The 12,358-nt window shown below is 40.5% G+C and carries 8 protein-coding genes; 6 read left to right on the forward strand and 2 right to left on the reverse strand.

Going from position 1 to position 12,358, the window contains the following annotated elements:
• Positions 1 to 413 precede the first annotated feature (413 nt).
• Positions 414 to 848 (forward strand): carboxymuconolactone decarboxylase family protein, encoded by a 435-nt coding sequence (locus tag ACFSR6_RS20210; RefSeq protein WP_379082296.1) that lies wholly within the window; start codon positions 414 to 416, stop codon positions 846 to 848.
• Between the two features lie 111 nt (positions 849 to 959).
• On the opposite strand, the gene ACFSR6_RS20215 is transcribed toward ACFSR6_RS20210, so the two are convergent.
• Positions 960 to 2,144: a class I SAM-dependent rRNA methyltransferase gene (locus ACFSR6_RS20215; RefSeq protein ID WP_379082298.1), complete on the reverse strand. Its 1,185-nt coding sequence runs from the start codon at positions 2,142 to 2,144 to the stop codon at positions 960 to 962.
• Between the two features lie 120 nt (positions 2,145 to 2,264).
• Positions 2,265 to 3,281: a LacI family DNA-binding transcriptional regulator gene (locus ACFSR6_RS20220; protein WP_379082301.1), complete on the reverse strand. Its 1,017-nt coding sequence runs from the start codon at positions 3,279 to 3,281 to the stop codon at positions 2,265 to 2,267.
• A 264-nt stretch (positions 3,282 to 3,545) separates the two neighbouring features.
• Between ACFSR6_RS20220 and ACFSR6_RS20225 the strand changes: the two genes are divergently transcribed.
• From ACFSR6_RS20225 to ACFSR6_RS20245, 5 genes are all read left to right on the forward strand, one after another.
• On the forward strand, positions 3,546 to 6,776 hold the full coding sequence (locus ACFSR6_RS20225; RefSeq protein ID WP_379082304.1) for a SusC/RagA family TonB-linked outer membrane protein: 3,231 nt from the start codon (positions 3,546 to 3,548) through the stop codon (positions 6,774 to 6,776).
• Between the two features lie 17 nt (positions 6,777 to 6,793).
• Complete coding sequence (locus tag ACFSR6_RS20230) at positions 6,794 to 8,638, forward strand: RagB/SusD family nutrient uptake outer membrane protein (RefSeq protein WP_379082308.1); 1,845 nt, start codon at positions 6,794 to 6,796, stop codon at positions 8,636 to 8,638.
• Between the two features lie 19 nt (positions 8,639 to 8,657).
• Positions 8,658 to 10,307 carry a DUF4957 domain-containing protein gene (locus ACFSR6_RS20235; protein WP_379082311.1) on the forward strand — a complete coding sequence of 550 codons (1,650 nt, stop codon included), beginning with the start codon at positions 8,658 to 8,660 and terminating at the stop codon, positions 10,305 to 10,307.
• 237 nt (positions 10,308 to 10,544) lie between these two features.
• Entirely contained in the window at positions 10,545 to 11,570 is a 1,026-nt protein-coding gene (locus ACFSR6_RS20240) for a pectinesterase family protein (protein WP_379082313.1), read from the forward strand.
• A 1-nt stretch (position 11,571) separates the two neighbouring features.
• Positions 11,572 to 12,312, forward strand: a complete 741-nt coding sequence (locus tag ACFSR6_RS20245) for a rhamnogalacturonan acetylesterase (RefSeq protein ID WP_379082315.1) — start codon at positions 11,572 to 11,574, stop codon at positions 12,310 to 12,312.
• Positions 12,313 to 12,358 lie beyond the last annotated feature (46 nt).

Consider the following 12,358-nt stretch of genomic DNA (forward strand, 5'->3'; position numbering starts at 1 on the left):
AATTAATGCCGTTAGAAACAAAATAGCATTGAGAATTGCTGCAGTTATTAAAAATCAAGTCAGCTATAAAAATAACTATAATATAGCTGCGTAAAATTTGTTTTTATCATAACAATCATTTCGACTGGAGCAAAGCGGAATGGAGAACCACGCAGTGCTCAGCGAAGCTAAATCTGTAAGTTCTATTGTTAAATAAATTACCCATAGATTTTTCCACTATGGTCGAAAGGACGAATCGCCTAAATTTATCGAATAGCATTTAATGGCGAACTACCCGAACTTTTAACCCTAATTAGCGCAATCGCAAAAGCCTTTGTGCCCTTTGCGGTTAGAAAATTCATTTCTTAAACTACATTAAGTTTTTTGATTTTTAAGATGCAGACCTTTACATCGTAATCAAAAAACAAATAAAAATGGAAAACAGAATCAACATCCAAAAAGTAGAACCCGCAGCTTACCAGGCCATGTATGGCTTAGAAAAATATTTATCAACCAGCAAACTGGATCCAATTCTTTTAGAATTAATTAAAATACGCGCATCTCAAATTAACGGTTGTGCATTTTGCTTAAATATGCACTCAACTGATGCCCGCAAAATAGGCGAAACCGAACAACGTTTGTACCTGCTCAATGCCTGGAGAGAAACCACTTTATTTACAGCACAGGAAGAAGCGGTGTTGGCCTTAACAGAAGAAGTAACTTTAATTAGCCACCACGTTTCTGATGCAACTTATCAAAAAGCGGCGAGCTTTTTTAACGAGCAGGAACTGGCACAGATTATTATGGCCATAGTGACCATTAATGCCTGGAACCGGCTGGCCATTACTGCTAAAGTAATGGTTGGATAACCAAATACTGATTTCAGCTTACCACAAAGACACTATACACCCGGTTAATGTTCAAAATAAATTCGTGCTTTTGTGTCTTTGTGGTTTAAAGTAGATCGGTAAGTGATAAATCTATAATACCCTTAACAATAATCCCTTTAAATACTCTCCTTCCGGAAAAGAAATCCTGACCGGGTGATCTTCGGGTTGGCAGAACTGTTTAATAATCTGAACTTCTTTACCCGCATCAAGGGCTGCCCAGGCGATAATCTGTTTAAATGTTTCGATATCAACGGCTCCTGAACATGAGAAAGTAGCCAGTAAACCGCCTTTTTCCAGTAACAACATGCCTAAACGGTTCAGGTCTTTATAGGCTCTGGCAGCGCGGTCTAATGCGGAACGCGATGGTGCATATTTAGGCGGATCGAGTACAATTACATCAAATAATTCTCCTGAATCTTTAAAAGCCCGTAATTGTTTGTTTACATCTGACTGAATGGCTGTTACCCTGTTTACATCGAATTTATTTAGTGCAACATTTTGTTTGAGCGTTTCTACGGCTAAACCAGAGCTATCAACGCTGGTAACACTTACTGCTCCATTAGCTAAACTGTTTAAACTAAAACCACCGCTATAACTAAAGCAATCCAAAACCTTTTTACCTTTTGTATAACTGGCTAAGATATGCCTATTGTCACGCTGATCACAGTAAAAACCCGATTTTTGTCCTTCAGCAATATTAATGTGGTAGATTATTCCATTTTCTTTTACCTCCAAAAATTCCGGAGGGTTTTCACCCCATAGCAACCCGTTTTCTATGGGTAAACCTTCGTGCGTACGGGCTGTGGCATCACTTTTATCGAAAATTCCCTTTGGATTTAATTCGTTTTTTAAAATTTCTACAATTTCTGCTTTCACTTTTTCAATTCCGGAGCTTAAAATCTGGAGCGAAAGAAAATCAGCATATTGATCAACAATTAAACCTGGCAGGAAATCGGCTTCACTAAAAACCAGACGGCAAGTATTGGTCTGTTTGTTTAAGATAAACTGACGTGAAGCAATGGCCTGTTTTAACCGGTTTTTATACCAGCTGATATCAATTGTCTGTGTTTCGTCCCATTCTAATAAACGAACGGCCACACGCGAATTGCTGTTGAAATATCCATAGGCCAGAAATTCATGGTCAAAAGCAAAAACTTTTACTACATCACCATCTTCGGGTTTCCCTTTAACTTTTTCCAGTGCGCCAGAAAATACCCATGGATGTCTTTGTAATGCAGCTTTCTCTTTGCCCTTTTTTAATGTGATTTCTACCATGGTGCAAAGGTAAGAATTAGTTTGGAGTTGAGAGATGTGAGTTTGGGCGTTGGGAGTAGAGCGAAAAGCGTTTAATTATACGTTAATCTCGCTCACCGCCTTATGCTTGACGCCAAATGCCTACCGCTTCGCCATCTTCACCAGCTCTGTATCTAAAACCCTGGTTTCGAATTCGGTAACAGGCCTTTTGGCTTCGATCATTGAAATTAATAACTCTGTGGCTACCTGCCCCATTTCAAAAGCAGGCTGCTTAACTGAGGTTAAAGAGGGACTAAACAGTTCGACCAGGTTAGAATTCGTAAAACCGGCGATTGCGATTTTATACGCCACTTCCGGATTGGTTTTTTTTAGTGCCATGATACAGCCGGTGGTTAAGCGATCGCTCGAAATAAAAATCCCATCGGGATTCAGGGGTAAAAGTTCTTTTACTGCCTGCTCCAGCTCTGTACTGTGCATCCCTCCGTGCTGGCAATATTTAACCAGTTCGGGCTTAAATTCAATGTGGTATTTAAACAGGGCTGCCTTATAACCTTCTAACCTTTCTTTCGTTATCGAAAGGTTCTCTGAATTGGTTAAATGTGCTATACTGCGCTTTCCCGACAAAATCAGGTGCTCGGTAGCATCAAAAGAGCCTTTAAAATTATTCGCAATTACTTTATGGGTTTCAAAATCTTTAGGCACACGGTCGAAAAAAACAATCGGTAAGCCCTTGGCATACAAATTCCGAAGGTAATCAATATCCTGTGTTTCTGATGATAGCGCAATCAGTAAACCATCAATAGAACGCGATGCAAGGTGCTCAACATTCAGTTTCTCCTGTTTGTAAGATTCGTGGCTTTGAGAAATAATTACATGGTAATCCTTATCGTAAGCGATTGATTCAATGCCATTTATCACCTGCGAGAAAAAGTTGTTTGCAATTTCGCTAACAATAATACCTATGGAATAACTACGGCGTTCTTTTAAGCTCCGTGCAATGGGATTGGCGCGGTAATTAACCTTTTCCGCATAAGCCAAAACCAGTTTTTTGGTTTCTTCACTAATTTCGTAACGGTCTCTTAAAGCCCTCGAAACTGTTGAAGTTGACAACCCGAGTGCTTTAGCTATATCCTTTATGGTAGATGTTTCAAATCTCATTTTCGTATGGAGTACAAGTTACAAAAAATATCTCTTTAAGCAGATTTGATAAACAATATTGATAAACGTTACAACAACGTTTTTGGGAACGTTTGCACACTTTTTTAGTTAAAATTGGGTTTCAAACGGTTTTTAGTTTGTAAAATTGTTACGTCAACGTAACCAAATATAAACAAACAATAACATCCCGAAATAGAATTATATTCTACATGCGTGCAATTGCAGCATCTTAAAAATAACCAAATCACTTCAAATAAATAATTTATGAGCAGAGTTCTACTCTTTTTAGCATTTTTCTCTTTTTTTGGATTATCTGTAACAAAAGCACAAACACGGCAGGTTAGTGGTACTGTAAAAGATAAAACGGATGGGCAGCCTTTGGCAGGTGTTAGTGTGAGTGTAAAAGAATCCAAAATTGCAACCAGTACCGATGCAAACGGAACTTATAAAATCACTGTTCCAGCTAATGGCGCTACTTTAACTTTTACCTATGTAGGCTACAAAACCAAAAATGTAACCCTTACCAATCAAAGCAAGGTAGATGTAAATTTAGAAGAAGATGCCAATACCCTGCAAGAAGTGACGGTAAATATCGGTTATGGATCGGTGCGTAAAGAGGCTTTAACTGGCTCCGTTTCTTCAATTACCGGAAAAGATATCGACCAATTTCCGGTAAGTACTGCCGCACAGGCATTAGCGGGTAAACTTGCCGGTGTATCGGTTACCACAACGGAGGGTAGTCCGGGTGCCGAAATTGTAATTAAAGTGCGGGGGGGCAGCTCACTTACCGGTGATAATTCGCCGCTATACATTGTAGACGGGATCCAGGTTGAAAATGCTTTATCCATCTTATCGCCGAACGAAATCCAGTCTATTGATGTGTTAAAAGACGTTGCCTCCACTTCGATTTATGGTAGCAGGGGCGCCAATGGCGTAGTAATCATTACAACAAAAAGCGGTAAAAAAGGGAGACCCATTGTTTCATTTGATGCTTACGCAGGTGTACGGCAGATTGTAAACGAGCTGGATGTAATGAACCCCTATGAGTTTATCAAATATCAGTATGAGCTGTATAACAACAACACTAATCAGGAGGTAAAAGATACTTTCACAAAAAAATACGGCACTTTTGAAGATCTTGACATATACAAAAACATTCAAAATATCGATTGGCAGGACAAAGTTTTCGGGCGGCAGGCATGGAGCAATACCGAAGTCTTAAATCTATCAGGAGGCACATCTAAAACCACTTACAATGCTTCTGTAAACAATACAAAAGAAGATGGTATTATGCTTAATTCCGGTTACAGGAGAACTTTCGCATCAATCCGTTTAGACCATAAATTTTCAGATAAATTCAGGATAGGTTTAAATGCGCGCTACAGCCGTCAACGTGTAGATGGTGTGGGTACAAGCTCTACAGGCTCGCAGGGCACCAACCGTTTAAGAAATTCTGTACGCTATCAGCCTTATTCGGGCGGAGGTGATTCCGGCGATCTGTTCGATGCAGATTATTTAACCACTGGATTAACCAACCCGATTACCCTGGCCAACCAGGAGCTGAAATACGATTACCGTAACGACCTGATTTCTAGCGGATATATACAATATTCAATCCTTAAAAACTTAACAATAAAGAGTACCGTTGGTTATAACAGGGTTAACCGCCACACCAATACCTTTAACGGTCCGGTTAGCAATGTCGCCAGAAACAATGCAGGTTTGCCTGCCATCCAACTGGATACGGTAGCGCAAAAATCTTTTATCAACACCAATACCATTAACTACAGGCCAAACCTGGGTAAAAACCACAGCCTGGATTTATTGGTCGGACAGGAAATTAACATGGTTGATATCGACTCGAGAACAACAGTACTTAAATTTTTACCGATCAATATTTCTGCCGAAGATGCTTTTGTAAGCAGTGCTCCGCCAAATACGATCCAGGACAGGCCAACTTCATTAATTTCGGGGACCAGGCAATTTTCAATTTTTGGAAGGGCATCTTATGGTTTTCAGAACAAATACCTGGCCACTGTAAACTTCAGAACAGATGCTTCATCGTTATTTGCGGCAGGAAAACAATGGGGCTATTTTCCATCAGCACAGGTTGCCTGGCGGGTTACAGAAGAGAAATTTATTAAAGATATGCAGCTGAGTTGGCTGGATAACTTTAAGGTGAGGTTTAGTTATGGTGCCGCCGGAAATAACCGCATTGGCCAGGATTTGTTTAGAACCCTGTTTTACCTAAGCTCTACCACTGGTGGTTACGCCGAAACGGATGGGGCTATATCAACAGGCCTGATTTCAGGTACGGCAACAGGAAACATCTTATCAAACCCGAACATTACCTGGGAAACCAATATTTCCAAAAACCTGGGTATTGATATTGATCTGTTTAAAAACAAGCTGTCAATTAACCTGGATTATTACGACAACCGGACTAAAAACCTGTTGTTAAATGCAAACGTTCCACAAACAACAGGTTACTCTACCCAACAGCAAAACGTGGGTAAAACCCAAAATACAGGCTTTGAACTTCAGTTAAATTATCAGGCTGTTAAAACCAGAAATTTTAGTTACAATACCAGTTTCAATATTTCATTCAATAAAAATAAAATTGTAGAACTGCAGAACGGCGTAAGTTCTTACATTACGCAATCGGGATGGGGAAACAGCCTGGGCGATTTTAAAGTTGAAGTAGGAAAACCTGTCGGCCAGTTTTACGGCTTTGTTTCTGATGGGCGTTATACGGTCGATGATTTTACCTATGTACAAAATACCACCACCGGGGTTTATACCTACACCCTTAAGCCAACCGTGGCAAACAGCAGGGTATTGTTGGGCAACCGCGATCCACAGCCCGGTGATATGAAAGTTAAGAAACTTTCCTCTTCGTCGAGCATGATGATCGGTGATGATGACAGAACCGTTTTGGGCACGGCACAACCGAAATTTATGGGCGGTTTTAACAACCAGTTTGCTTACAAAAATTTCGACTTAACTGTATTCTTAAACTTTAGCTACGGCAGCAAAGTGTATAACGCCAATAAACTCGAATTTACCTCACAATATAACGTTAAGGATAACAATTTACTGGCGGTGATGAATGACAGGTGGCAGAATTTCGATGCCAACGGTGTGAAAGTAACCGATCCGGTTGTATTAACGGCAATGAATGCCAATACCACTTTATGGACACCTACCACAGGAAATTATGCCTTAACTTCTTATGCCATCGAAAACGGATCTTTTTTAAGAATCAGCAATGTAACCCTGGGTTATAGTTTACCGCAAAGTTTGATCAAAAAAACAGGTTTCATCTCCAAGCTAAGGGTATATGGAACAGTAAACAATCTTTATACCATTACCGGTTATACGGGTTACGATCCGGAGGCAAACACCCGCAGATCGAACCCACTTACGCCGGGCATCGATTATGCTGCCTACCCGCGCAGCAGGTATATCCTTGCTGGTATTAACATGGTATTTTAAACTCAACATTAAAGAAAATGAACAATAAATTTATAAAATCGGCTTTAATGGTAATTGCTGTTGGAGCATTGAGCATAACCACTTCTTGTAAAAAATATTTAGATGTACAATCGCCATCAACTTCTTCTCCTGATGTTGTTTTCGAAAGTACAGCCAATACCAATGCCGCAGTTATTGCCATTTATAACCGTTTATGCGGAGACAATGGTTATGGAAGCCGTATTTCTACCTTATTTGGCTTAACAGCTGATGATTTTAAAACCTCAGGAAGTTACAGCTCATCAGACCGTAGGGGGATTAGTATGTACGGTGCAAGTTCTGATAATACCGACCTGATCAATCCATTCCTGCAGCTTTATTCGGGCGTAGAACGTGCGAATATCTGCATCAAGTACATTCCGGCTTCAAAATTATATACTAATGGATCTGATGCGGAGAAAACGGCCATGAAACGTTATTACGGTGAAGCGCTTACCTTAAGGGCCCAGTTTTTATACGAACTTATCCGCAACTGGGGCGATGTACCGGCTTCTTTTGTGCCTTCGGCAGATGCAGAAACACTATATGGCCCCAATGTAGACCGAAATAAAACCTACGACCAGATTATTGCCGATTTAAAAACGGCTGAAGATCTTGTTCCATGGAGAAGCGGAATTACCGAATATGGCAGTTTCCGTTATACCAAAGGGGCTATTAAAGGTTTAAGGGCCAGGATTGCATTGGCAAGAGGTGGCTATTCATTAAGGTCAGCCAGCCATACTATGGAACGCAGCTCCGATTATTTAACCTATTATAAAATTGCTTTTGAGGAGTGCCTGGATATTATGAACCACCGTTCAGAGCATAATTTAAACCCGGTTTACGAAAATGTATTTAAAAGCCTGCACACCACCACCCGCTATGATGATGCCCACGAGCTCATGTTCGAGGTAGCGGCTTTTGGGGGTAATGCATCTACCGATAGTAAATTGGGTTATTACAATGGTATCCGCTTTAACTCGGCCTCTACTTTCGGTTCAGGTGGCGGTGGTATGAATGCCATTCCTACTTATTTTTACGAATTTGACCCCACTAAAGATTGCCGCAGGGATGTAACCATCGGGGTTTTCGAAATTGTAGCATCATCAAAAAAAATCATCAACACTCTGTTTAACATGACAGATGGTAAATTCCGTAAATCGTGGACTGCTTTTAACAGTTCATCTGCATCGCAAACTTTTGGGGTTAACTGGCCCATGTTACGCTTCTCAGATATCCTGTTAATGTATGCAGAAGCCGATAATGAAATAAATGGTGCGCCATCAGCAGCTGCAGTGAGTGCTTTACAGGAAGTTCAGAAACGGGCCTATGCAGGCTTTGAAACCCAGATCCCCGTAACGCCAATGGATAAAACCGGATTTTTTAATGCCATTGTTAAAGAGCGCTTATTGGAATTTGGCGGGGAGGGTATCCGTAAATATGATTTAATCCGCTGGAATTTATTGGCGAGCAAATTTGATGAAATACGTACTAAAATACGTGCTTTAATTGCCGGAACGGGCGATTATGCAAATGTGCCCAACTATATCTACGCCAAAGAAGGCAATTATTTAATGGGACCCAGCGTAAATGAGGTAGCCACACTCGATCTTTATGGTGGCATTCCAAACAATGTATTTGCTTCTCCGGGCCTGAATAGTTCAACAGCACCAACAGGTTATACCACTAAAAACTGGAGAAAAGCAGTATCTGAAGATAATTCGATCACCAGTACATCTACAGGCATCGCGTTTTACTTCGAGGCCAACAAAAAAGAGCTTTTCCCATATCCAAAAACCACATTGATCGAAAACCCGAACATGGTTCAGAACTTTGGTTATTAACGCATTTATATTATCAATCATGAAAAAAATTATCAATCAATTAAGGTTTAAACTGATCATTTTATCATTAATGGTTGTGGTAGTTTCTTCTTGTAAAAAAGAAGCTGATGCGCCAACAGATCCGGCCAGAATATTTAAACCCAGCGATATAAAAATTACCGCTGGAGAAACTTCGGCTAAATTAACCTGGACCCCGCCTTTAATGTCAGCAGGAAAAACCTTTAAATACAGTATCGATTTTTCTACCGATTCGCTGTTCGCAACGGTGAACTATAGCACAACGGCCGATACCGCAGGCGTAACGGTAACTGAAGATAATTTAACCGTTAGGACAAAATATTATGCCAGGGTAAAAGCCAATGCAACCGAAAGTCAGCCCGAATCGAAATACCTCAGGAGCAGCGCCTTCCAGTTAACTGGGATTCAGTTGTTTTTACAGGTAAGAGACAACGAGATTAAAGAAAACAGCATTACATTGCGTTTTACTCCTACAACTGGCCTAACATCTATTGTTTTAACTCCAACAGCTGGCGCTGCCACCACTACAACTTTAAGTGCTGGTGATGCATCTGCGGGCTTAAAGGTCATTACAGGATTAGCCGCAGGAACAAAATATACTGCCGAACTTTTTGCTGGCACAAAGAGTAAAGGAATTACCACTTTTACAACGCTTGCGCCTACCACTTATACGGTAAAATTAAACCCGGGCGACGACCTGGCTACTGCAATTAGTTCAGCAGCTAATGGTGCAATTATCGGTCTAAATCCGGGCACTTACAATCTAACTGCGGCATCGACATTTATTACCCAAAAAACCATTACCATCAAATCTACCTCCGGCAACCCGACAGATACAAAGGTTAACTTTAAAGAACTGGATTTAGAAGGAACAGGTGCAGGTGTAACACTATCGGGTATTGAGTTTGATGGGGCTTCGGCAGCAGCACTTTATTTTATCAACTTTATTGGCACGCAGGCATCAAATGGCGCTGCAGCAACCTTTACCAATGTGGTAGTAGATAATTGCATAGTCCATAATGCAACAACTGCATTTTTACGTGGTGATAGGGGAACAGCGGCCCGCGATTTTAAGATAACAGGCATTACCGTGAACAACTCTATTGTATACAATATGGGGGCCAATGGTTCTTCAGCCTATTATACCTTCCATGTAAACAAGATGCAATTTAATACGCTTACCGTTTCGAAATCTACTTTTTATAATGCCGGCCCGGGTTTGGTTACGGCAAGCACCACCTATACAGGTGATGTTATCCCAACGGTTTCGATTACCAATTCAACCTTTAATGGTTTTGGTGGTAATGCAAAGTATACCTTGCTGGATGCCAATACCAATCCGATCAACTTTACCATCCAGAACAGCATTTTAGCCAATACGCCAAAATCAGGCACCGTAAATGCGGCTGCCATAAGAGGTACAGGAGCTGGAAGCACATTAAGGATCTCGAACAGCAATTATTTCAATTTGTTCAGTGCGTTAACTGGTGGAACAGCCCTGACCTTTGGAACGGCAACTTTAGCCAGCAATCAAAGTATTAATATAGGATGGACTGCCGCCACAACTGATTTTTCACTGCCTGCTGTGTCGCCTTTAAGAACTGCCGGAAGTACCGGCGGCCCGATTGGCGATCCACGCTGGACTTATTAATTATTTTTAAAGGGCAGGTTTAGATCTGCCCTTTTTTATTGAAATTTATGTAGGGATGGTAATTAAGTGGCTCTACAAACAAGAGGCGTTATATCGACCGGAGCATTGCGAAGTGGGGAAGCCTGCCCTAGATAGATTTCTCGGCTAAGTTTCACTTAGCTCGAGTAGACGACTCTTTGGTAATGGCAATCCAAGAGTTGTTAATTAACAATTAGCTTTAGATCTTAACTGACCAAAATGAAAAGAATATCTTATTTTAAATTGATCACGTTCCTCTTTTTTTATGCCTTTTCTATTCTTTACGGCCACGCCCAGGATCCTAAATACCCGTCAATAATAACCGTCTCTAAAGATGGCAGCGCAAACTATAAAACCATACAGGAAGCTGTAAATTCGGTGAGGGATTTAGGCGAACAGGAAGTTAAAATTTATGTTAAAAAGGGTATTTACAAGGAAAAATTGATTATTCCATCCTGGAAAATCATGATTTCGATTATTGGCGAGAATCCTGAAAATACCATTATTACTTTCGACGATTATTCCGGGAGGCTAAATCCAGCTGGCAAAGACCAGTTTGGGAACGATAAATTCAGCACTTACACCTCTTTTACGGTATTGGTTCAAGGGAATGATACCCACTTCGAAAACCTAAGCATCATCAATTCGGCTGGCCGCGTTGGCCAGGCGGTTGCACTGCATGTAGAAGGCGATCGTTTTACAGCTAAAAACTGCAGGTTTTTAGGCAATCAGGATACACTTTATGCAGCTATAGAAAATAGTCGTCAATATTATCAAAACTGTTATATTGAAGGCACGACCGATTTTATATTTGGTAAAGCCACTGTTGTTTTCGAAAATTGCACCATTAAAAACCTGAGTGACTCGTATGTTACCGCGGCTTCAACCTCCGCGCAACAGAAATTCGGGTTTGTTTTTCTAAATTGTAAACTCATTGCAGATACTGCAGTAAAAAAAGCATATTTGGGCAGGCCATGGCGGCCATATGCAAAAACGGTATTCTTAAACTGTGAAATCGGGAAACATATTTTACCTGAGGGCTGGAATGCCTGGAAAGGCGACAAGATGTTTCCCAATAAGGAATTAACGGTTTTTTATGCTGAATACAAAAACAAAGGTGCGGGGGCATCGCCAAAAACAAGATTGGCCTGGACAAAACAGCTCACTGATATTGAAGCTAAAAATTATACCTTAAAAAATATTCTGAGCGGAACCGATCAGTGGAACCCACTCACAAATAAATAAAATGAAAACGAATTTCCTTAAATTTTTTACGGCAGGGGCCTTAACTGTTTTATTCTCTTTTACCACCGTTCAGAAGAAAACAAAATTGTATATCATTGGCGATTCTACCGCAGCCAATAAAGAAGAAAAAGCTTATCCGGAAACGGGTTGGGGCATGGTATTGCAATCATACTTTAAATCCGACCTTACAGTTGATAACCGGGCTTTAAACGGAAGAAGTACGAAATCTTTCAGGGCCGAAAAGCACTGGGATCCAATATTGGCACAGTTAAAACCTGGCGATTATGTTTTTATAGAATTTGGACATAATGATGAAAAAATTGATAAGCCTGCAGTTGGTGTTTCACTGGCAGATTTTAAGATTAATTTGGTTAATTATGTAAAAGAAACCCGGAGCAAAAAAGCTTTTCCGGTTTTACTCACCCCAATTTCCCGCAGAAGTTTCAAAAATGGTGTTTTAATCGATTCACATGGCGATTATCCTCGTATTACGCGTCAGGTAGCCGATTCATTAAATGTTCCCCTGATTGATATGCTGGTGAAAACGGAAAGTTTGTTAAACCGCCTGGGCGAAGAACAATCGATCAAATTATTCAATTATGTTGATTCAGGAAATGTAAACTATCCAAATGGCAGGAAAGACAATACACATTTAAGTCCGGAAGGAGCTAAACAGGTTGCAGGATTAGTAGTAAAAGGAATTAAGGAGTTGAAATTGAGTTTAGTGAAAAGTTTGAAGTAAAATATAATTTGTCATCCTGAACGCAGTGATAATTCACTGAGTATAC

This window comes from Pedobacter vanadiisoli (genome assembly GCF_042684385.1).
In the GTDB taxonomy this organism is placed as follows: domain Bacteria; phylum Bacteroidota; class Bacteroidia; order Sphingobacteriales; family Sphingobacteriaceae; genus Pedobacter; species Pedobacter vanadiisoli.